Origin of the sequence: Treponema sp. UBA7567 (assembly GCF_002476655.1) — a bacterium.
Lineage (GTDB): Bacteria > Spirochaetota > Spirochaetia > Treponematales > Treponemataceae > Treponema_D.
Genome location: NZ_DLLH01000022.1, coordinates 1 through 20,740, shown reverse-complemented (window position 1 = coordinate 20,740; position 20,740 = coordinate 1). Strand labels below are relative to the sequence as shown.

21 protein-coding genes are annotated in these 20,740 nt (G+C 40.2%); 13 read left to right on the top strand and 8 right to left on the bottom strand.

What is annotated here, in order from left to right; translation table 11 throughout:
- Positions 1–3 precede the first annotated feature (3 nt).
- The 3 genes from phoU (at position 4) to B3Y13_RS02295 (ending at position 2,988) form a co-directional block, all read left to right on the top strand.
- Entirely contained in the window at positions 4–657 is a 654-nt protein-coding gene (gene phoU, locus B3Y13_RS02305) for a phosphate signaling complex protein PhoU (RefSeq protein ID WP_296017506.1), read from the top strand.
- 144 nt (positions 658–801) lie between these two features.
- The gene (locus B3Y13_RS02300; RefSeq protein WP_296692456.1) at positions 802–1,506 is read left to right on the top strand and encodes a response regulator; all 705 of its coding nucleotides are present in this window, start codon (positions 802–804) and stop codon (positions 1,504–1,506) included.
- Positions 1,507–2,988 carry an ATP-binding protein gene (locus tag B3Y13_RS02295; protein ID WP_296667672.1) on the top strand — a complete coding sequence of 494 codons (1,482 nt, stop codon included), beginning with the start codon at positions 1,507–1,509 and terminating at the stop codon, positions 2,986–2,988.
- Positions 2,989–3,004: 16 nt separating this feature from the next.
- Here the strand turns inward: B3Y13_RS02295 and B3Y13_RS02290 are convergent, their stop codons facing one another.
- Positions 3,005–3,496 (bottom strand): GNAT family N-acetyltransferase, encoded by a 492-nt coding sequence (locus B3Y13_RS02290; protein ID WP_296667670.1) that lies wholly within the window; start codon positions 3,494–3,496, stop codon positions 3,005–3,007.
- Positions 3,497–3,778: 282 nt separating this feature from the next.
- Here B3Y13_RS02290 and B3Y13_RS02285 point away from each other — a divergent pair, with 282 nt between their 5' ends.
- The 9 genes from B3Y13_RS02285 (at position 3,779) to B3Y13_RS02245 (ending at position 12,975) form a co-directional block, all read left to right on the top strand.
- Positions 3,779–4,141 (top strand): metal-dependent transcriptional regulator, encoded by a 363-nt coding sequence (locus B3Y13_RS02285; RefSeq protein ID WP_296017559.1) that lies wholly within the window; start codon positions 3,779–3,781, stop codon positions 4,139–4,141.
- Between the two features lies 1 nt (position 4,142).
- Positions 4,143–5,951 (top strand): ABC transporter ATP-binding protein, encoded by a 1,809-nt coding sequence (locus B3Y13_RS02280; RefSeq protein WP_296667668.1) that lies wholly within the window; start codon positions 4,143–4,145, stop codon positions 5,949–5,951.
- 132 nt (positions 5,952–6,083) lie between these two features.
- Positions 6,084–6,488: a Fur family transcriptional regulator gene (locus tag B3Y13_RS02275; protein WP_296692454.1), complete on the top strand. Its 405-nt coding sequence runs from the start codon at positions 6,084–6,086 to the stop codon at positions 6,486–6,488.
- Entirely contained in the window at positions 6,485–7,486 is a 1,002-nt protein-coding gene (locus B3Y13_RS02270) for a metal ABC transporter substrate-binding protein (protein ID WP_296692451.1), read from the top strand. Before B3Y13_RS02275 ends, B3Y13_RS02270 begins: the two co-directional genes overlap by 4 nt.
- A 127-nt stretch (positions 7,487–7,613) precedes the next feature.
- Positions 7,614–8,336 (top strand): metal ABC transporter ATP-binding protein, encoded by a 723-nt coding sequence (locus B3Y13_RS02265; protein ID WP_296017587.1) that lies wholly within the window; start codon positions 7,614–7,616, stop codon positions 8,334–8,336.
- Positions 8,337–8,420: 84 nt separating this feature from the next.
- Entirely contained in the window at positions 8,421–9,251 is an 831-nt protein-coding gene (locus tag B3Y13_RS02260; RefSeq protein WP_296017594.1) for a metal ABC transporter permease, read from the top strand.
- Positions 9,248–9,796 (top strand): hypothetical protein, encoded by a 549-nt coding sequence (locus tag B3Y13_RS02255; protein ID WP_296666977.1) that lies wholly within the window; start codon positions 9,248–9,250, stop codon positions 9,794–9,796. The genes B3Y13_RS02260 and B3Y13_RS02255 overlap by 4 nt, the downstream gene beginning before the upstream one ends.
- Before the next feature lie 83 nt (positions 9,797–9,879).
- On the top strand, positions 9,880–10,722 hold the full coding sequence (gene kduI, locus B3Y13_RS02250) for a 5-dehydro-4-deoxy-D-glucuronate isomerase (protein ID WP_296666979.1): 843 nt from the start codon (positions 9,880–9,882) through the stop codon (positions 10,720–10,722).
- Positions 10,723–10,893: 171 nt separating this feature from the next.
- The gene (locus B3Y13_RS02245) at positions 10,894–12,975 is read left to right on the top strand and encodes a glutamine synthetase III (protein ID WP_296666981.1); all 2,082 of its coding nucleotides are present in this window, start codon (positions 10,894–10,896) and stop codon (positions 12,973–12,975) included.
- Between the two features lie 201 nt (positions 12,976–13,176).
- On the opposite strand, the gene purD is transcribed toward B3Y13_RS02245, so the two are convergent.
- Positions 13,177–14,469 carry a phosphoribosylamine--glycine ligase gene (gene purD, locus B3Y13_RS02240; protein WP_296692449.1) on the bottom strand — a complete coding sequence of 431 codons (1,293 nt, stop codon included), beginning with the start codon at positions 14,467–14,469 and terminating at the stop codon, positions 13,177–13,179.
- Between the two features lie 248 nt (positions 14,470–14,717).
- Here purD and B3Y13_RS02235 point away from each other — a divergent pair, with 248 nt between their 5' ends.
- Positions 14,718–15,176, top strand: coding sequence for a hypothetical protein (locus tag B3Y13_RS02235; protein WP_296692446.1), 459 nt, complete (start codon positions 14,718–14,720; stop codon positions 15,174–15,176).
- Positions 15,177–15,300: 124 nt separating this feature from the next.
- Here the strand turns inward: B3Y13_RS02235 and B3Y13_RS02230 are convergent, their stop codons facing one another.
- The 6 genes from B3Y13_RS02230 to B3Y13_RS02205 all read right to left on the bottom strand — a co-directional run bounded on the left by B3Y13_RS02230 (position 15,301) and on the right by B3Y13_RS02205 (position 20,691).
- Entirely contained in the window at positions 15,301–16,161 is an 861-nt protein-coding gene (locus B3Y13_RS02230; RefSeq protein ID WP_296017626.1) for a flagellin, read from the bottom strand.
- A gap of 245 nt (positions 16,162–16,406) precedes the next feature.
- Complete coding sequence (recR, locus tag B3Y13_RS02225) at positions 16,407–16,994, bottom strand: recombination mediator RecR (RefSeq protein ID WP_288516216.1); 588 nt, start codon at positions 16,992–16,994, stop codon at positions 16,407–16,409.
- 2 nt (positions 16,995–16,996) lie between these two features.
- Positions 16,997–17,293 (bottom strand): YbaB/EbfC family nucleoid-associated protein, encoded by a 297-nt coding sequence (locus B3Y13_RS02220; protein ID WP_296666988.1) that lies wholly within the window; start codon positions 17,291–17,293, stop codon positions 16,997–16,999.
- A complete protein-coding gene (gene dnaX / locus B3Y13_RS02215) occupies positions 17,280–19,190 on the bottom strand; it encodes a DNA polymerase III subunit gamma/tau (RefSeq protein WP_296666990.1) in 1,911 nt (636 codons plus the stop codon). The genes B3Y13_RS02220 and dnaX overlap by 14 nt, the downstream gene beginning before the upstream one ends.
- Before the next feature lie 76 nt (positions 19,191–19,266).
- Positions 19,267–20,043, bottom strand: a complete 777-nt coding sequence (locus B3Y13_RS02210; RefSeq protein WP_296666993.1) for a TPM domain-containing protein — start codon at positions 20,041–20,043, stop codon at positions 19,267–19,269.
- A gap of 27 nt (positions 20,044–20,070) precedes the next feature.
- On the bottom strand, positions 20,071–20,691 hold the full coding sequence (locus tag B3Y13_RS02205) for a LemA family protein (RefSeq protein ID WP_296692443.1): 621 nt from the start codon (positions 20,689–20,691) through the stop codon (positions 20,071–20,073).
- Positions 20,692–20,740 lie beyond the last annotated feature (49 nt).

Below are 20,740 nucleotides of genomic sequence, written 5' to 3'. Positions count from 1 at the left end.
ATCATGAGAACTAAATTTGATAATCAGCTCAAGGAACTTAACGATGCGCTGGTTTTTCTTGGCTCGGAATGTGAAGATTGTTTGACTTACGCAATGCAGGCGCTTGTGACTGGTCAAAAAGAAATGATTGAACGTGCAATGGAATGTGAAAGAAATACCGACGTAAAAAAACGTGAAATTCAGGCAATGTGCATGAGGCTTTTACAGCAGCAGCAGCCGGTTGCGGGAGATTTGCGAGTTATAAGCGCGGCTCTTCGTATGATAATTGATATGGAACGAATAGGCGACCAGGGAAGCGACATTGCGGAAATTTCAAATCATATTGATTTTAAAAAAAATGAATACAATAAGTTGATTACGCAAATGGCAGATATTACAATAAAAATGCTGAACACTGCGGTTTCTTCGTTTGTAAGGCGGGATGCAGAACTTGCGGCAACTGTTGAAAAAATGGATGATGATGTTGATGAGCTTTTCTTAAAAGAAAAAAACATCCTTGTCGATATGATGGGAAGCGGCGAAAAAACTGACAGAAAAACTGCGGAACAGACTCTTGAAGTGCTGATGATTGCAAAGTATTTTGAAAGAATCGGCGATCACACTGTAAATATTGCACATTCGGTAAAAACAATGCTGAACGACGGAAAAACTGCGTAATTTGCGGCTTGCGGAAACTGAGCGGTCAGACCGGGCAATTTGCGGTTTAGGCGGGGATTTGCGGTTAAAAGGCAGAAAGTGGATGCTCAGATCGGGCAATTTTCGGTCAAAAAGCGGCAAAAAACAAAATATGGGAGAATTGGTATGAAAATTTTAATTACTGACGACGAAGAGCCGATTCGTGAACTTATAAAATACAATGTTGAAAAAAGCGGGTTTGAAACGGTTTGTGCGGAAAATGCGCTTCAGGCGGTTCAGTTTGCGCGGTTGGAAAAACCAGATCTGATTCTTCTTGATCTTATGCTGCCTGACATGAGCGGTCTTGACGTCTGCCGGATTTTAAAAGGCGATGATTCTACCCGCTCAATTCCAGTCATCATGGTTACCGCAAAAACCGAAGAAAGCGACATTGTTACTGGACTTGAACTTGGGGCGGATGATTATATTACAAAACCATTTTCTACAAAAGTTTTGCTTGCCCGAATTCAATCTGTGTTGCGTCGTGCTCAAAATCAAAACTCTCCTGCGGTTTCTGGGGACGTTTTGACTGCCGGCCCCATTTCTGTCGATATTCCGCGTCACGAAGTTTTGTTTGAAGGCAAAAAGGTTGAATTTACTGCGACTGAATTTGCAATTCTTGAACATCTTGTGCGTCATGCAGGACAGGTTTTCTCTCGCCAGCAGATTATAAATGCAATCAAAGGTTCGGATTATCCTGTTACAGAACGGGCAATTGACGTTCAAATTTTGAGTATCCGGCACAAGCTTTCTGACGCTGGCTGCAAAGAAATGATTGAAACAATTCGCGGTGTTGGCTACAGAATGTACGGAGAAGAGGCAGTTGAGTAAATGATTAAGAAAAAAACGGTTTCGATTACAGTTTTGCTTTTTGTTCTGAACGGACTTATTTTGACTTGTGGATTTTTTTATCTTTTAAAGCAGAATATTTTGTCGGTTCGGACGGTTGCGGAAAATCAAACTGAAGAGAATTTGAGTGTTTTTGGAAATTCGCTTGTTCAAATTGTGTCTGAGCATTTAGGCGAAAAAAATAAAGATAAAAATATTGACGAATTTTTGAAAAAATTCAATTTTACGGATTCTGTTGGATTTCGCGGTTCAAATTCCTTGTCAAAAGATTTTCGCATAACGCTTGTTGCTCCAGATGGAAATGTGATTGGCGATTCTGAAGCTGATGAAATTTCAACTCTCGAAAATCACAAAGACCGCGAAGAAATTTCGGCGGCGCTTTCTGGAAAAGAAGGAAAGGCGATTCGTAAAAGTACGGTTTCAAACGACAACGTAATGTACTATGCCTTGCCGATTCAGACAAAAAACGGAATTTACGCATTAAGGCTCTCGGTTCCGCTTTCGATGTCAGTTTATTTTTCAACGAGCTCAAAAAAACAAATAATCGAAACCATGTGCACGGTTTTTGTAATAATTCTGCTTCTTACGTTCATTGTTTCTGCTTATATCGTTCATCAGATTAAAAAACTTGAAATTCTTTCAGGAGAATATAAAAAAGGAAATTTTGACGCAAAAAGCACTGTACGCTCTCCTTCTGAACTTAGAAAGCTTGGCAACCGAATGGAAATTATGGCGACAGAAATGCAGCGTCTTGAGCAGGTTCGCAAGGATTTTGTTTCAAATGTTTCGCACGAATTGAAAACTCCTGTTACATCGATTACGGGTTTTACGGAAACTTTGCTTGATGGCGCAATCGATGACAAGCCTACCGCAATTCACTTTTTGCAAATCATAAACGCTCAAAGCATAAGGCTGATGGCTATTATTGAAGATTTGCTTACGCTTTCAAGACTTGAAAAAGACAACAAAAAACCAGAAACCATGAAGCACGATGTTGTTGCTGCCACAAAACAAGTTTGCGAACGTTTTATGAGCAAGGCGGAACTAAAAAATATAAAACTTTTGTGTTCGGTTGATGTTGGAAAAAGCGATAAAGTCTGCTGTATGCTCAACGAAGGACTTTTTGACGAAGCCTTGGGGAATTTAATCGACAACGCAATAAAATACTGTCCGGAAAATACCGAAGTCGACTGTAAAGTAAAACTTTTTGCAGAGAGAAACCTTGTTCAAATTTCGGTGGAGGACAACGGCCAAGGAATTCCAAATGAATATAGGGAGCGGATTTTTGAACGCTTTTACAGAATTGACAAAGGCCGCAGCCGGGATATGGGCGGAACAGGTCTTGGACTTTCAATTGCGGCCCATATCATAAAAGCTCACGATGGCAAGCTGTATGTAACCGACCGCTTGGACAAGAAAAACGGCGCGCGTTTTGTAATCGAACTGCCGGTTATAAAACAGTAGAAAATGCTGTAAAAAATTATTTTGAAATTCGGGCTATAAGTTTTTCCATACATTCTTTTGAAAAATCAAAATATGTACGGCCTTTTTCTTTTTTTGCACCGAGTTTTAAATAATAGTCGATTGAACCTGTGTTAAAATCGAGAGCGCTCCATTCCAGTCCAATATAGCCTTCTTCGAGAACTTTTTTGCAAATATGAGCCAAAAGCCTTGTTCCGTAGCCTTTTCCGCGGAATTCTGGCTTAAAATAAATATCTTCGATATAAACACGTCCGCGAGCCGAATAAGAACCATAAACCGGATAATAAATCGCATAGCCGATTGCCTGACCGTCAAGTTCTGCAAAAAGCGCGGTGGCAATTTTACGGTCAAAAAGCCAGTGGCGCATCTCGTCTTCGGTTCCTGTTACATCTTGAGGCCGGCGTTCGTGTTCTGCAAGCCCAAGAATAAGTGATTTTAAAGTAGCCATGTCATTTGGCGTAACCGTTCGGATAGAAAATGAATCGTCCATGAGGAATCTCCAGTTTTTGTAATATTTGAATATCGTGGTTAAAAATCGAGGATTTGCGGACAAAAAATAAGCCCGAAATCAAATTCAATAATACTATTCTATTTTAATTTTTGCAGAATGTCACACGGATTTGAGAATGATTTTATAATGAATGGAATTTTTATGCTTAAAACTGATTTTTGCCGCCGTTGTTCATAACGAGCTTTTATTATGGCACGGAAATGTTTTTTTTGCTAAAATAGTCTGAATATATTGAAGAAAATTGACGCAGGGGGAAGTGCGATGTACGAATCTGGTGAAGACTATCTTGAGGCAATTTTGCGCTTGCAGCTTGAAAATGGTTTTGTCCGCTCCGTTGATGTTGCTAATAAACTTGCTGTTTCTCGTCCAAGCGTAAGCCGGGCAATGGGACTTTTGGAAAAAGACGGTTATATAGAATTTACGCTCGGCAACACGATTAAATTGACGGAAAAAGGCCAGCTTAAGGCGGAAGATGTTTATGGACGTCACAAACTTTTAACACTTTTTTTGCAGAAAATTACGGGGCTTTCGGAAGAGCAGTGCGAAGAAAATGCTTGCCGTGTTGAACATCAGATTGATGTCGATGTTGTAAACGGCATAAAAAAATGGGTTGAAGAAAACTAAAATGGCTAAAAACAAAAAATCTGCGGTCTTGCCGTTAAGTTTTAGAGATGTAAAGAAAAACGAATACAAACTGTTTTTTTCGTATTTTAAGCCGCATAAATGGCTCTTTTTTGCGGATTTGTTCTGCGCAGTTTTTGTTGCCGCCGTTGATGTTGTTTTTCCAGTAATTTCAAGATTCACATTGAATAAAGTTTTGCCGCAATATTTAGATTCCGCCGATAGTTCAATTCAGCGGACTGTAATTTTTACTTTTTTTTCAATAATTGCGCTCTGTTTTTTAATGTGCGTTTTGCGGACTGTTGCGCAATGGTTTATTACATTTTTTGGACATGTTTTTGGTGTCGCCGTTGAAAAAGATATGCGGCGCGATATTTTTGAACATATCGAAAAGCAGTCATTTTCTTTTTTTGACAAAAATCGTACTGGTCAGCTTATGAGCCGCAGTACAACTGATCTTTTTGAAATTTCTGAACTAGCGCATCACGGACCGGAAGATTTGCTGATTTCGCTTTTAACGCTTTTTGGCGCATTTTTTGTAATGGTTTCAATTCGTTGGCAGCTTGCAGTAATTGTTTTTGTAACCTTGCCTCTTCTTATTTTTGCGGTTTATTCGAGCCGAAAAAGTTTAATGGGTTCTTCGAGCCTTGTAAAAGGAAAAACTGCGGAAATCAACTCGGCGGTCGAAAGTTCAATCAGCGGCGCAAGAACTACAAAAATTTTTACAAATGAAGATTACGAATTTTCAAAATTTGAAAAAAGCAATCAGAATTTTTTTGACGCAAAACGCCTTTATTACAAGGCAATGGCCGGAATGCACTCAAAAATGGAATTTGTCACTCACATTTTGAGCGTAATTATTCTGGCTGTCGGCGGATTTTATATAATGAAAGGAAAAATGACTCTCGGAGATTTGGTTGCCGCAAATATGTTTGTTGCCGCTTTTTTGCAGCCAATCCGTCGTCTTGCAAATTTTGTTGAGCAGTTTAGCACTGGAATGGCAGGATTTATGCGTTTTTCGGAAATGATGCAAATTCACGAAGAAATGCCGGAAAAACCTGGCGCAGTAGAACTTTCTGCAAAAATTGAAAATGTAGATTTTGAAAACGTAAGCTTTGGTTATTCGGAAAATTTTCCTGTCTTAAAAAACATTTCTCTCGAAGTAAAAAAAGGACAGACTGTCGCTTTTGTCGGACCGAGTGGCGGTGGAAAAACAACTCTCTGCAATCTTCTTGCGCGTTTTTATGAAGTTAAGGACGGTTCAATAAAAATAAACGGAATTGATATTCGCGATTACAAGTTAAAATCTCTTCGTTCGCAAATTGGTTTTGTTCAGCAGGATGTTTTTATGTTTGCTGGAACAATAAGAGAAAATATTGCTTATGGGCGGCCGGAGGCAACTGAGGAAGAAATTATTGAGGCTGCAAAAGAAGCGGAGATTTACGACGACATAATGAATATGCAGAACGGTTTTGACAGCGTAATCGGCGAGCGTGGAATTAAGCTTTCCGGCGGACAAAAACAGCGGATAAGCATTGCGCGCGTTTTCTTAAAAAATCCTCCTGTTCTGGTTCTGGACGAAGCAACAAGCGCTCTCGACAGCATTACCGAGCAAAAAATCCAAAATGCTTTTGACAGGTTGTGCAGCGGACGCACGGCTTTTGTAATTGCGCATCGCCTGAGTACGATAAAAAATGCGGACAAAATTGCCGTTTTGGAAAACCACAAAATTGTAGAAACCGGAACTCACGAACAGCTTTTGAACAAAAAAGGCGAATATTTTAATCTCTATACGGCTCAGGCGCGGATTTAGTTATAGCGCAGATTTTAAAATTTCAATTTTTCTTACAATTTTTATTCTTTTTTTTGATAATTTATTGAAAAATCTTGAATGAAATTTTGCATTATGCTTAAATCAATTTGCGACTAATTCGCAAATTGAAATATGGCGAAAATCAATTATTCTACTGAGCAGAGAAATTCTCTTCTTTCGTTTTTTAGCGAAAATCCCGACAAGATGTTTTCTGCAAAACAAATTGAGCTTGCCTTGAGCGGAAAAGAAATCAGCAAAAGCGCCATTTACAGAAATTTGGCGGAGCTGGAATCTGAAGGAAAAATTAAAAGATGTTCAAAACCAGGTTCGAGAGAATCTTTCTATCAGTTTTTTGATTGCAATTCCTGCCGGACACATATTCACCTTTCGTGCCAGAAATGCGGAAAAATTTTTCATTTCGATGAAGCGGCTGCGGAAAAACTTGTTGCTGCTCTTGAAAAAAATACAGGATTTGAAGTGAGCCGTGGCGAAAGCACCTTGGTTGGAATTTGCAAAAGTTGTGGAGAAAAAAAATGAAAATGAATAAAGTTGTTACGTTTTTTTTTGCGGCGGTTCTTGCTCTGAGTTTTGCAGGCTGCAAAAAAAATCAAAATACAAAAACAGAATCTGAAGCAGAAAAACAAAAAATAAAAGTTGTTGCAACAATTTTTCCAGAATACGATTGGGTTAAAAATTTGATTGAAGGCAGCGACAGTTTTGAGCTTGAACTTCTTGCAAAAAACGGAACAGACCTTCATTCTTACCAGCCGAGCACGGCCGACATTGTAAAAATTGCAAGTTCTGACCTTTTTATATATGTTGGCGGCGAAAGCGATTTTTGGGTTTCTCAGGTTATAAAAAATTCAAACAACAAAAATCAATTTACTGTAAATCTAATGGAAATTCTTGCGCAAAATGTTAAGGAAGAAGAAAACGTAGAAGGCATGCAAAGCAACAAAGAAAATGACGGGCACGAAGACGAAATTGAATATGACGAGCATGTCTGGCTTTCCGTAAAAAATGCAAAGACCGCTGTTATAAAAATTGCGGAATATCTTGAAGTTTTGGATCTTGCAAATTCTTCTGTTTATGCAAAAAATTTGCAGAATTATCTTAAAAAACTTGATTCTCTTTCGGAAATTGCGCTTGAGCTTTCCAAAAAAAATGACTTTTCTTCAAAACCTTTGATTTTCTGCGACCGTTTTCCGTTCCGTTATATGACCGACGAGCTTGGAGCAAAATATTTTGCTGCTTTTTCCGGATGTTCGGCAGAAACGGAAGCAAGTTTTGAAACGGTTGCCTTTCTTTCAAAAAAGGTTCAGGAATTTGAAGAGCCGAGGGTTTTTGTGACCGAAAATTCTGACAAAAAAATTGCAAAAACCGTAATAAAAAATGCCGGATTTGACGGAAAATGCGAAATTTTTGTAATCGATTCAATGCAGTCTGCAACTTTTGATCAGATAAAAGCTGGAAAAAATTATATCGATGTTATGAAAGAAAATTACGAAAAATTAGATTTTTTCGGAAAGGAGTGAATGCGTTAGCGCTGGCAGCCCCGAAGTTGCGCGGCGATAAGCCACGCAATGAGCCGATTTTGCGGCGAAGGGCGGACATAGCGACCCGAAGCGTAACGAAGTGAAGCGGAGGGAAACGCCAAAAATTATGGCACAGTTAATTTGCAAAAATCTTGTTTTAGGTTATGAATCAAAAATCATAATAAAAAATCTGTCGTTCAAGGTAAATTCCGGCGACTATCTTTGCATTGTCGGCGAAAATGGTTCCGGAAAATCGACCTTGATGAAGGCAATTCTTGGACTTTTAAAGCCGATTTCTGGCACAATCGAAACAGGAGACGGACTTTTGGCGGACGAAATTGGATATTTGCCGCAGCAGACTTTTGTTCAGAGGGATTTCCCGGCCAGCGTCTGGGAAATAGTTCTTTCTGGCTGTCAGAGCCGTTGCGGTTGCCGTCCGTTCTACAAAAAAGAAGAAAAAAAACTTGCCATGAAAAATATGAAAAAAATGGGAATTGCTCATCTTGCGCGCCGATGTTACCGTGAACTTTCTGGCGGACAGCAGCAGAGAGTCCTTCTTGCCAGGGCATTGTGCGCCACTCAAAAAATGCTTTTGCTCGACGAGCCTGTAAGCGCGCTTGATCCGGGAGCGCAGGAAGAAATGTACAAACTTATCGAAAATTTGCATAAAAGCGGAATTACGGTCATTATGATAAGCCACGACATAGACGCTTCGCTTCGCTTCGCAACCCACGTTCTGCACATTGGAAAAGAAATTTTTTTTGGAACAAAGGCCGAATTTGTGCATAAATCGACCTGCCCGGATTGCAATGGACAGATAAAGCGAATTATGGGAGTAAAACTTTTGTAATTTACGAAAGTTTTGTAAGTTTTTGTAAAAAAAGCAAAATTTCAACTTTTATAAATTGATTTTTTTTATTTTGGAGACGATTTTATGTCCACTTTAATCCATTATTTTAGTTTTTCGTTTGTGCAGTATGCGTTTATTGTCGGAGTTTTGATTTCGCTTTGTTCAAGCTTGCTTGGCGTAACTTTGGTTTTAAAACGGTTCAGTTTTATTGGCGACGGATTGAGCCATGTTGCGTTTGGAGCCATGGCGATTGCTGCGGTTCTTAATTTGTCGAACAATATGTATCTTGTTTTGCCATTCACTGTCATAGCCGCAATTCTCCTTTTGCGCACTGGAAAAAACACAAAAATTCAGGGCGATGCCGCAATTGCCGTCATAAGCGTTTCATCTCTTGCTCTCGGCTACCTTTTAATGAACATTTTTAGTTCGTCCGCAAATCTTGCAGGCGATGTCTGTTCCACACTTTTTGGTTCAACTTCAATTTTGACGCTTACAAAAGCCGAAGTTTATCTGTGCGTAATTCTCTCGGTTGCCGTAATTGCCGCATTTATCGTCTTTTACAACAAAATTTTCGCCGTAACCTTTGACGAAAATTTCGCTCAGGCTGTCGGAACCCACGCAAGCCTTTACAATCTGGTAATTGCCGTTATAATCGCCATAATAATCGTTCTTGCAATGAATCTTGTCGGCTCGCTTTTAATCAGCGCTCTGGTAATTTTTCCGGCGCTTTCAGCAATGCGCGTTTTGAAAAGCTTTAAAAGCGTAATAATTTGCAGCGCGGCGGTTTCTGTTGTATGTTCAGTTTCTGGACTTTTAATTTCAATTCTGGCAGGAACTCCGGTTGGCTCGACAATTGTTGCGGTCAATCTTTTTGTTTTTGTCGTATTTTCGGTTGCGGGGAAATTTCTAAAATGAAAAATCATTCTTTGTTTAAAAATTTTTTTGGCGAGCCGGCAGAAAATCTGCCGTCAGGCCATTCGCAGTTTCATTCAAAAATGGCTTTTTTGCCATTTTTGAACGCCTTCGGCGCTGCTGCTGTCCTTCTCGCGTTGACCTTAACCTTTGCTTCGTGTACAAAAAATTCAATTCAGCAAAAAAATCAGGAGCAATCAGAAAAAAAAGCCGGTTTTTCGGTAGATTTCGATCTTACAAAAATGAACTCAAATATGGTTTATGCCCAGGTTTTTAATCTTATGCTTGAACCGCAAAACTTCAACGGAAAAACTTTTAAAATAAAAGGAAACTTTATAAAATTAAACAGTCCGGATGGCCAGCCTTCTTATGCGGTAATCATAAAAGATGCTCTTGCCTGCTGTCAGCAAGGCCTTGAGTTCAAATACGATTTTGCCGGAAAAGAGCCGGTTATAGATCAGGAAATTACTGTAATCGGAAAATACACGCTAACAGAAACTCCTGACGGTTTTAGTCACAATTATCTTACTGCGCAAACTTGTGATTGACTTTTTACAATGGAAGAATAAACTTATAAAAGTGCACGAAGTGCGATTTTAATTTTATAAAATTTTATTAAATGGAGAAAAAGATGGATATTCGCTATTCAACTGGAAAAGAACCTTTTAAAACAATGACAACCGAAGAACTTCGCAAAGAGTTTTTGATTTCTAATATTTTTGTAAAAAATGATGTAAGCGCAGTTTACAGCCACATTGACCGCATTGTAACTCTTGGAGCAATGCCTGTAGATAAGAAAGTTAAATTGGACAAAAATATTGATCCAATGAAAGATTTTGGAGTTGACTTTTTCCTCCAGCGCCGTGAACTTGGAATGATTAACATTGGCGGTGACGGAATTGTTGTTGCTGACGGCGTTGAATACAAAGTAAATCATTACGACGCTCTTTATCTTGGTGCCGGAACAAAAGACGTTGTTCTCGAAAGCGTAGACAAGAAAAATCCTGCAAAATTCTATATGAACTCAGTTCCTGCGCACGTTTCTTACCCAAGCCGCGTAATTACTTATGAACAGGCAAACCACGTGCATGCAGGTTCTGCCGCAGAATCAAACGACCGCACAATCAACCAGTACATTCACCCGGATATTTTGGAAACATGCCAGCTTTCGATGGGAATGACCCATCTGGAAACTGGTTCGGTTTGGAACACAATGCCGGCTCATACACACGAACGCCGTATGGAAGTTTATTTCTATTTTGATTTGCCAGAAGACCAGATTTTGTTCCATTTTATGGGCGAACCTCAGGAAACACGCCACATAGTAATGCACAATGACGAAGCTGTAATCAACCCTTCTTGGTCAATCCATTCAGGTTGTGGAACAAGCAACTACACATTCATTTGGTCAATGGGTGGCGAAAACCGCACATACACAGACCAGGACTGGATTCGTACAACAGATTTGCGCTAGTAAAAAACTAAGCACAAAAAATATTAAATTATTAGAAAGCCCGGACTTTTTTGAAAGAAAATTCAAATTAGTCCGGGCTTTTTTTTGCGTGCAGTTTAAATAAAAACAAAAAATTGATATACTTTTGTGCAAAATTACAAATGTTCCGCGGTTGCGGGCAGTGAGGGTGGTATGATTAACGTTCCTGAAATGTTTGCGTGCATGGTTTTTAATGAAAGCGAAATGAAAAAAAGGCTTTCTGCGAATATTTATGCCTCTTTAAAAAAAACCATGGTGGAAGGCTGCCCGCTTGAACTCGGTGTTGCAAACGAAGTTGCCAATGCTATGAAAGACTGGGCGATTGAAAAAGGCGCAACTCATTATTCGCACTGGTTTCAGCCTTTGACTGGAATTACTGCCGAAAAACACGACAGCTTTTTGACGCCTGCTGCTGAAGGCAAAATTATCATGAGTTTTAGTGGAAAAGAACTTATAAAAGGTGAACCAGATGCCTCGTCTTTTCCGAGCGGCGGTTATCGTTCAACTTTTGAAGCCCGCGGTTACACAGTTTGGGACCCGACTTCATTTCCATTTGTAAAAGACCACACTCTTTGTATTCCAACCGCTTTTTGCTCTTACAACGGCGAAGCCCTCGACAAAAAAACTCCGCTTTTGCGTTCTATGGAAAGCTTAAACCGCCAGTCCCTCCGGATTTTAAAACTTTTCGGAAATTCTGCTAAGCATGTGACGACAACAATGGGCCCTGAACAGGAATATTTTTTGGTTGACGAAAAACTCTATGCCAAAAGACGCGATTTAAAAATGACCGGCAGAACGCTTTTTGGTGCTCATCCTGTAAAAGGACAGGAAATGGACGACCAGTATTTTGCCGCAATTAAGCCGCGCGTAATCGAATATATGGAAGATTTGAACGAAGAATTGTGGAAACTTGGAATTTACGCAAAAACCGAACACAACGAAGCCGCTCCAGCTCAGCATGAAATGGCTCCAATTTTTACAACTTCAAATCTTGCCGCAGACCAAAACCAGCTTACAATGGAAGTTATGAAAAAAGTTGCGCGCCGTCACGGTTTAATCTGCCTTTTGCACGAAAAGCCTTTTGAAGGCGTAAATGGCAGCGGAAAGCACAACAACTGGTCGATTGCTACCGATTCCGGCGAAAATCTTTTTTCTCCAGGAACAACGCCGATGGAAAATGCGCAGTTTTTGCTCTTTTTGACGGCGGTTATAAAGGCTGTAGATGATCATCAGGATTTGCTGCGCGCGATTGTTGCAAGTGCCGGAAACGATCACCGTTTAGGAGCGAACGAAGCACCTCCAGCAATCATGTCGATTTACGTTGGCGACGAGCTTGAAGCAATTTTAAAGGCAATTAAGGACGGCAAGCCTTACACTGGAAACGGAAGCAAAAAAATGTCGATTGGCGTAGACGTTTTGCCTGCAATTCCAAAGGATTCGACAGACCGCAACAGAACTTCGCCATTTGCCTTTACAGGGAACCGCTTTGAATTCCGCTCAGTAGGTTCAAACCTGTCAATTTCCGGTCCAAACACGATATTAAACGCAATACTTTCTGATTCCCTCTCAAAATTTGCAGATGAACTCGAAAAAGCTGAAAATTTTGACAAAGAACTTCAAAATCTCATTAAACGCGAAATCACTGTTCACTGGAGAATTTTGTTCAACGGAAACGGTTACGGCGAAGAATGGATAAAAGAAGCCGAAAAACGCGGACTTAAAAATTTCCGCACAACTCCTGACGCCATGGCTCATTATCTGGACAAAAAAAACATAGAACTTTTTGAACAGACAGGAATTTATTCCGAAGTTGAAATGAAAAGCCACTACGACGTAAAACTTGAAAAATACTGTCAGGTTTTGAACATTGAAGTTGGAACAATGATTGAAATGGTAAATAAAGACATTGAACCTTCTGCGCTTAATTTTCTGAACAAACTTACGGACACATATTCAAAAATGCCGGCAGACCTTCCGTTTGAATACGGCAAAAATCAGATAAAAAAAGTGTCTGCTCTTTTGAACGAAGTTGAGCAAAAAAAGCAAAAGCTCGACGAACTGCACATTCAGGCACAGAAAAAAACTGAGCTTATGGAAAAAGCCCAGGATTATGCAAAAAAAATCCTTCCTGCAATGGAAGATTTGCGCTCAAGCGGCGACTTGCTCGAAGAGCTTTTGGGCCAGGAATACAAACCTTATCCAAGTTACGAAGATTTGCTTTTTAGCGTTCAGTAAAAAACGGGTGTTCCCGAAGGCAAAGCCTTCGGTCGCTACGTCCATGGTTCGCTGCGCTCATTCCTGCGCCTTGCTCCGGAACGCGCCTTCGGCGCGCCATTCCCATCGCTAACACAAAAAAAAGACTGCCAGATAAAATTTTACGCTTTATCAGGCCAGTCTTTTTTTATTCTATATTATTTTGTTACAAAAATTTGCTTTTTAATTTGATTCTGCTGCTCCCGGAAGACCAATGTCTTTTCTGTAGAACATTCCTTCAAATTTTATGCCTTCGAGAGCAGAATATGCTTTTTTCCAGGCTTCGTCAAAGCTTGAGCCGTGGGCCGAGCAGGCAAGAACGCGTCCGCCGCTTGTAACGAGGACATTGTTTTCATTTTTTACAGCGCCGGCAACAAAAACTTTTGCACCGTTCTTTTTTATTTTTGCCGAATCAATAGAAATTTCTTTTCCTTTTGGATATTTAAGAGGATAACCGCCGCTAACTGCAACAGGAGCAACCTGAAATCCTTTTTTCCATTGAAGGTTAAAGTCAGAAAGAGTTTCTCCTGTAATTGCAAGACAAAGGTCGGCAAAATCAAAATCCATCATCGGCAAAACAGCCTGAGTTTCCGGATCTCCTAAGCGAACATTGTATTCAAGAGCTTTTGGACCATCTTTTGTAAGCATAAGTCCAAAGAAAATAAATCCGCGGTAGTCCATTTTTTCTTCGATTAAACCGCGCAATGTTGGCTCAAGAATATTTTTTTGGAAAGCGTTCATTGTCTGTTCAGTAACATCCTGTGGAGGACAGATTGCGCCCATTCCTCCGGTATTTGGACCTTTTGCGCCGTCGAGCAGTCGTTTGTGGTCGCGGGCTGGCAAAAATGCCTTTATGCAGGCTTTGTTTATTTTTGCGGAATTTTCCGTAACGCTTACAGCCGCAAGAACCGAAATTTCAACTCCCTGCAAATAATCTTCGATAACGAGTTTTTTCCCGGCATCGCCAAATTCGCCGTCCATCATATCATTTACGGCTTTGAGGGCTTCGTCAACGGTTTTTGCAACAACAACGCCTTTTCCAGCAGCCAGACCGTCAGCTTTTACAACGATTGGAGCTCCATGATTTTTAACATATTCGAGCGCATTTTCTTTATCTGTAAAAGTTTTTGAAGCGGCGCATGCAACGCCATATTTTTCCATAAAAACCTTAGAAAGATCTTTTGAAGCTTCGAGGGCAGCACCTTGCTTTTTAGGACCAACTGTCGGAATTCCTGCAGCCCAAAGTTTATCAGCGATTCCTTCTGAGAGAGGATCTTCCGGACCAACAACGGCAAAATCAACTTTTTCATTTTTTGCAATTTCAATAGCATCGCCATTCATATTTTTGCATTTTGCTTCGTCGGCAGTTCCGCCGTTTCCAGGAACACAGATAATTTCTTCAATTTTTAAACTCTGTGCTAATTTCCAGGCGATTGTGTGCTCGCGTCCGCCACTTCCAATAACAAGTGCTTTCATAAAAAATCCTCAATAAAATCAAAAAATTCAAAAAATCGCTACAAGATTTTTCGGAATGTCCTTACACTATAGCGAAAAAAACGATTTTTGTCAGACTTTGGACGAAATTTTATTGTCCAACCGGTGTTTCGGCGTTGTCATTCAAAATAAAATCCGTTTGATTTTATTTTGAACGCCTTCGGCGCGCCTACACCCCGGCGTAAGTTTTTCGGAAGATAAAAGATTTGTTTTTATGTTAGAATAATTTTATGAAAGATTTTTTTACTTATCTTGCGCTTTTTTCTGTGGCAACAATTCTTGTTTTTTTGCTGCGCGGACTTTACTTAAAAAATTTGTCAATTCAAAATAAAAAAACTGCCGTCAAAAATTTAAAAAAACAAAAAACTGCAAATGGCGGTTTGGGTTTTGTACGTTGCCCTTTGTGCAATACTCCGCTTGCCGTTGGCGAAGATTTATTTAGCCGGATTTTTAGACCCATGACAGTTTCTGACCAGCGGATGTATGTTTTAGGCTGTCCTCATTGCTATCCGGACAAAAAAAACGGCGTCCAGAGAATTTGCCCGGTTTGCCGAAAAAATGTTCCTGTAGAAAGCTATTTAATTGCAAGACTTTTTAATAAAACCAGCGACCACAAAAAACACGTAATTATAACCGGCTGCCCGGCCTGCTGCGGTTCCAAAAAAATTGATAAAAATTGCCATAAATAAAAAAACTGCCCTTTACGAAAAGTCTAGTGTAAAAACTTCAAACTTTTCAGGACAGTTTTTTCTGTGGACAATCCAAAGCTAATCAAAAACTTTTTTGGACTGCCCAGATATTTTAACTTTAAGCCTAGCGGAGCAAACTGAGCACATTCTGTGAACTCTGGTTTGCTTGAGCCAGCATAGCTGTTCCAGCCTGTGTAAGAACCTGGTTCTTTGTAAAGTCAACCATTTCTTTTGCCATGTCTGTATCGCGGATGCGAGATTCAGAAGCCTGGAGGTTTTCAGCGCCAATGTCCAAACCAACAACTGTCTTTTCGAGACGGTTCTGGTAAGCACCGAGGTCAGCGCGCTGTTTGTTAATCTTTTTGAGCGCTTCGTCGAGAGTTCCAATTGCGCGGTTAGCATCATCAGGAGCTGCAAGAGTAAGGATTTCTTCTGAGCCGATGTTGCGGAGTCCGAGAGCTGCCGCTGACATTGTTCCAATAAAAACCTGAGTTCTCTGATCCATGTTTGCGCCAATGTGGAACCACATTGAGCCTGTAACTGTATTTTCTCCTGTTGGTTTTGCAAAGCGGCCTGTGAGCATATTCATACCGTTGAACTGAGCCTGAGAAGCGATGCGGTCAACTTCTGCAACGAGCTGGCTTACTTCAACCTGAATCTGCATGCGGTCTTCGTCTGTGTAGATTCCGTTTGAAGACTGTACTGCAAGTTCACGAATTCTCTGAACAATGTCAGTTGTTTCCTGCAAATATCCTTCAGTAGTCTGAATAAAAGAAATACCGTTCTGAGCGTTTGTAGAAGCCTGGTTCATACCGCGAATTTGTGCGCGCATTTTTTCAGAAACTGCGAGTCCAGAAGCATCGTCACCTGCGCGGTTGATTTTCATGCCTGATGAAAGCTTTTCCATGTTTTTTGTTGTGCTGAGTTCTGTGAGTCCTGTAGAACGATTTGCAAACTGAGCACTCATGTTGTGATTAATAACCATAATTTATCTCCTTAAAATCGTCAAGGACGGCGAGATACAAAGCACTTTGTGCTTTGTGCGATAAAAATGCACGAATGTATTTTTATCACACCTCCTTGTAAGATCTGGTTAAAATACTACAGACTTGCTTTTTGTAGGCAACGTCTTGTAGTCCCCGGGTTTACCACCCTATATATAACATATCGGAGTTTGAAAAATTGACTTTAGAAAAAAAAGAAAAAATATTGAGAATTTGCCAAGAAAATTTAAAAACTACTTCTTCCACGGAATGAACGTGCTAAGGTTAATTTGTCTATGTATTCGAGGTCGCCACCGACTGGAAGACCGCTTGCAAGTCTTGTTACCTTCACGCCGGTTGGCGCAAGAACTCTCTGAATGTACATTGCGGTTGTATCGCCTTCGACAGTTGGATTTGTCGCAAGTATAACTTCTTTTATTGTTCCTGATTTTACTCGTTCTACCAAGCTTGCAATGCGCAGTTGCGAAGGCCCAATTCCTTCAAGCGGTGCAATAACTCCGCCCAAAACATGAAAAAGACCGTTAAATTCGCGGGAAGAGTCGATTGTGTTTACGTCCTGAGGCTGTTCGACAACGCAGATAACGCTTCTGTCGCGCAATGGATCGGAACAAATCGGGCATGGATCATTTTCTGTCCAGCTTCCGCAGATTGAGCACGGTTTTATAATTTCTTGAAGATGGTCAATTTGACTTGCAAACCTTTTTACCCACAGATTGTCTGCTTTTAAAATATAATTTACAAGTCTGGCGGCGCTTTTTTTGCCTATTCCTGGCAACCTGGAAAAACTGTCTGTTAATTCATCAATTGCGTTCAAAATTACAGGCCCATTCCGCCCATAAGCGGGCCAGCTTTTTGTTTTATAAGTTCCTGAACTTTTTCGAGCGCGTCATGGTTTGCAGAAACAATCAAATCCTGAAGCATATTTACATCGCACGGATCAACCGCAATCGGGTCGATTTTAATTGCGGTCATTTCAAGCTGACCGTTCATCGTAACTTGAACCATATTTCCGCCAGAAGAACCTGTTACGCTCAAATTTTTCAAGTCTTCGCGCATCTGGTTCATTGTTCCCTGTAAATCTTTGAGATTTTTCATCAAATCAAATGGATTCATCTTCTTCCTCTATTATTTCGTTGTTAAAGTTAGAATTTTCAATATTTTCATCTGATTCATCATCAGTTTTTTCGTTTTTTTCAGGTTTAGGCGACTCAGTGCGTTCACCTTTAGAAACAATCTGCCCCCTAAAAATTGAACACAAAAGCTGCACTTCGTAAGGCGCATTTTCCAAACTGTTTTCTTTGGCCGCCTGCTTTATGCTTACGCTGAATTGCAGATTTTCGCCGTAATATTGCGAAATTATTGCAGAAATTTGAGCGGCCTGTTTTTGCAGCTGCGACTGCGTAAAATTAGAAGCAACCGTTGTTTTTACAGTGTTTCCGTCCAAAACCCATTCTGCGGTCTGAATAAGCGTTGTTGCGAGAATTGCAGTTTTTTCGCTTTTAGAAAGTTCTGAGAGAATCGTTTTTTTTAAAGCCTGCATGTCGCGGACAAATCCCGCTGGCTGCGAATTTTGCTTTGGAACAGAATTTTCCTGTTGAGAAAGCCCCAGGTCATCAGGAGCGTAAGAACCTTCTGGCGCGTAATTTTCAAAATCGCTAAAATTTTCAATTGACTGAGCCGCTGCTTGATCAGGCGGTTCAGCTCCGCCATTGCTAAAAGACCGGTTTTCTGTCTGTGGAGCCACCTTTGGTTCTGGAGAAATAAAAATTCTTGGTTTTTGAGATTGAGACTGCATTTGTGGCTGTTGTTGAGAAGCTTGTGTCATTTCCAAAGAAGAATTTTGTGCTTGACTGGATGGTTGTGCATTTTGCAGTAGAACAGCCTTTGTTTTGTCGATTGCAATTTTTACTTCGGCAGGCGAAACATACTGACTGAGCCAGCTCAAACGGCTGAACGCAAGTTCAAGTTCATAACGCGGACTGAGCGAATATCTTATGTCGCGGTAAAGCTGCAGAAAAATGCTTACAGCTCGTTCAATTTGAATCGAATTCCAGGCAGACAAAACCTTTGCGCTAAAACGTTCAGCGCTCTGTCCCAAAAGCGACTCTTTTGTAATTCCATTTTTTATAAGCAAAAGTGAACGCAAATAATCCGTTGCATTTGAAATCAACTGTTCAATCGAAATTCCTGCCTGCAAAAACGAATCAAGTTTTTCGAGCGCAGATTGAGTTTTGTTTTCAGCGCAATCCTCAAAAATCTCATTCAAACGGTCAACGCCGACAAGTCCGAGTTTGTCGCGGATTTTGTCGTAGGTGATTTTATCTCCGCTAAAAGCCGCAACTTGATCAAAAAGAGTGTAGGCATCGCGCATTGAACCTGTAGATTCCCGCGCAATCCAATAAAGAGCTTCATCTTCTGCTTGAATTCCAATTTCTGAAGCAGCCAAAGCAAGCTGTTCTTTTACTTTTTCTACAGGTACCAGACGAAAATTGAATTGCTGGCACCGGCTTTTTATTGTCGCTGGAACTTTTTGAAGTTCTGTTGTCGCAAAAATAAAAATAACATACGGAGGCGGCTCTTCAATTGTTTTTAAAAGCGCGTTAAATGCTGAAGTCGAGAGCATATGAACTTCGTCAATAATATAGATTTTATAACGGCAACTTTGTGGCGGAAAAAGAACTTCATCCTTTATTTGTCTTACATCGTTTACAGAAGTGTTAGAAGCACCGTCAATCTCGATAACGTCGGTACAAGTGCCTTTTGTAATTTCAAGACACTGCTGACAATGTCCGCAAGGAGAAGCAGTCGGACCTTCAGCACAGTTTAGAGCTTTTGCCAAAATGCGTGCGGTTGAAGTTTTACCGCAACCTCTTGGACCCGAAAAAAGGTAGGCATGTGCGATTTTTTTAGATTGAATGGCATTACGGAAAGTTTCCGCAACAAATTCCTGACCGACAAGATCTTCAAAACGCTGAGGTCGTCGCCGGGTAGCTGTTACTTCATAAGACATAGAAAAAGAATACCTTAAAAACTGTAAATTCTCAATATTGAGGGAAAATTCATCTTAAAAAGAAAAATCAAGTGTTTTACCAGCCGCCACTGGCTCCGCCTCCGCCAGAACGGCCGCCTCCACCGCCGCCGAATCCGCTTCCGCCACCAAAGCCTCCGTGTCCGCCAAAACCGCCTCCTCCGATAAAAAATCCGCCGGTTGGAGGACGTCGGTTTCTTCCGTTTTTAGAATCAATTACGCTTCTGGAAATTACAAAAATCAAAAACAAAACCCAGATTGCAAAAGGAATCAATGCCGGAAAAATATCATCATCGTCTTCTTCAGAAGAATCGACTTTATTTTTAATTTCTTCGTTTCCAGTTGCATAGCCTGCGATAAGGTTTACGCCTGTTTTTATTCCTTCAGAATAGTTGAACTTTTTAAAGTCTGGCGCAATAAAATTCCGGATTATAAGTCCGCATTTTGTGTCCGTTAAAACTCCTTCAAGTCCGTATCCAACTTCGATTCTTACTTTTTTCTCGTCAAGGCAGACCAAAAGCAAAACGCCGTTGTCTTCTTTTTTTTGACCCAAGCCCCATTTTTCAAAAACATCAGAGGCATAATCTTCTATTGTCGCGTTTGTTCCGGCAACTTTTTCCAGCGATTTTACTGTAAAAACCGCAATTTGAACGCCAGTCTGCCGGTTTACGCTTTCGAGATAAGAATTGAGTTCGGATTTTGTATTTTTGTCGATGATATTTGCGCTGTCCATAACCCAGGCAGTTTGTTTAGGAATATAAACTTCTGCAAAAAGCGAAATAGGCAAAAAAAACGCAAAAATAAACAAAAAGGACTTTAAGTTTTTTCTATTCATTTTCCAAGTTCTCGAATTTATTTTATCTTAAAACTGAACGACAGGCGCTTTTGAGGCTGTTGAATCGGCTTCAAAATATGCTTTTTTCTCAAAACCTTTTCTTTCGGCAATAATACTTTGCGGAAATTTTCGGATATAAGAATTGTAATTTTTTGCAGAATCGTTAAATCGTTTTCTTTCGGTAGAGATTCTGTTTTCTGTTCCGGCAAGTTCATCCTGCAGGGCAAGAAAATTCTGATTTGCTTTTAATTCAGGATAATTTTCGGAAATCGCCATCAATCTTTGCAATCCAGAACTTAATTCACCTTGAATTTTTTGATATTCTGCAAATTTTTGAGGATCGTTTGTAATCGAAGCGTCGATATTTACAACTCCTCCGAGCTTTGAACGTGCTTCTGCAAGCTGTGTAAAAAGAGAGTCTTCGTGTTTTGCATAGACTTTTACAGAATTTACAAGGTTTGGAATAAGATCGAGCCTTCGCTGATACTGGTTTTCGACCTGGCTCCAGGCGCTAGAAACATTTTCGTCCAAATCGACAATTTTATTGTAAGTTCCGATAGTAAATTTATAAATGATGCCCAAAACAATAACGACAACTGCAATAACCGCGAAAATTTTAAAAGACGATTTTTTATTTTCTTCAGACATAAATACTCCTGTAAAAGCCTTCTTCAGTTTGGCTTTTTAAGTTGTTTCG

Coding starts and splice junctions, on each gene's coding strand:
- B3Y13_RS02260 (WP_296017594.1), top strand. CDS start 8,421: ATGTCCACTTTAATCCATTATTTTAGTTTTTCGTTTGTGCAGTATGCG.
- B3Y13_RS02235 (WP_296692446.1), top strand. CDS start 14,718: ATGAAAGATTTTTTTACTTATCTTGCGCTTTTTTCTGTGGCAACAATT.
- B3Y13_RS02230 (WP_296017626.1), bottom strand. CDS start 16,161: ATGGTTATTAATCACAACATGAGTGCTCAGTTTGCAAATCGTTCTACA.
- B3Y13_RS02245 (WP_296666981.1), top strand. CDS start 10,894: ATGATTAACGTTCCTGAAATGTTTGCGTGCATGGTTTTTAATGAAAGC.
- purD (WP_296692449.1), bottom strand. CDS start 14,469: ATGAAAGCACTTGTTATTGGAAGTGGCGGACGCGAGCACACAATCGCC.
- B3Y13_RS02220 (WP_296666988.1), bottom strand. CDS start 17,293: ATGAATCCATTTGATTTGATGAAAAATCTCAAAGATTTACAGGGAACA.
- dnaX (WP_296666990.1), bottom strand. CDS start 19,190: ATGTCTTATGAAGTAACAGCTACCCGGCGACGACCTCAGCGTTTTGAA.
- B3Y13_RS02295 (WP_296667672.1), top strand. CDS start 1,507: ATGATTAAGAAAAAAACGGTTTCGATTACAGTTTTGCTTTTTGTTCTG.
- kduI (WP_296666979.1), top strand. CDS start 9,880: ATGGATATTCGCTATTCAACTGGAAAAGAACCTTTTAAAACAATGACA.
- B3Y13_RS02210 (WP_296666993.1), bottom strand. CDS start 20,043: ATGAATAGAAAAAACTTAAAGTCCTTTTTGTTTATTTTTGCGTTTTTT.
- B3Y13_RS02270 (WP_296692451.1), top strand. CDS start 6,485: ATGAAAATGAATAAAGTTGTTACGTTTTTTTTTGCGGCGGTTCTTGCT.
- B3Y13_RS02255 (WP_296666977.1), top strand. CDS start 9,248: ATGAAAAATCATTCTTTGTTTAAAAATTTTTTTGGCGAGCCGGCAGAA.
- B3Y13_RS02285 (WP_296017559.1), top strand. CDS start 3,779: ATGTACGAATCTGGTGAAGACTATCTTGAGGCAATTTTGCGCTTGCAG.
- B3Y13_RS02265 (WP_296017587.1), top strand. CDS start 7,614: ATGGCACAGTTAATTTGCAAAAATCTTGTTTTAGGTTATGAATCAAAA.
- B3Y13_RS02290 (WP_296667670.1), bottom strand. CDS start 3,496: ATGGACGATTCATTTTCTATCCGAACGGTTACGCCAAATGACATGGCT.
- phoU (WP_296017506.1), top strand. CDS start 4: ATGAGAACTAAATTTGATAATCAGCTCAAGGAACTTAACGATGCGCTG.
- B3Y13_RS02205 (WP_296692443.1), bottom strand. CDS start 20,691: ATGTCTGAAGAAAATAAAAAATCGTCTTTTAAAATTTTCGCGGTTATT.
- B3Y13_RS02280 (WP_296667668.1), top strand. CDS start 4,143: ATGGCTAAAAACAAAAAATCTGCGGTCTTGCCGTTAAGTTTTAGAGAT.
- B3Y13_RS02275 (WP_296692454.1), top strand. CDS start 6,084: ATGGCGAAAATCAATTATTCTACTGAGCAGAGAAATTCTCTTCTTTCG.
- B3Y13_RS02300 (WP_296692456.1), top strand. CDS start 802: ATGAAAATTTTAATTACTGACGACGAAGAGCCGATTCGTGAACTTATA.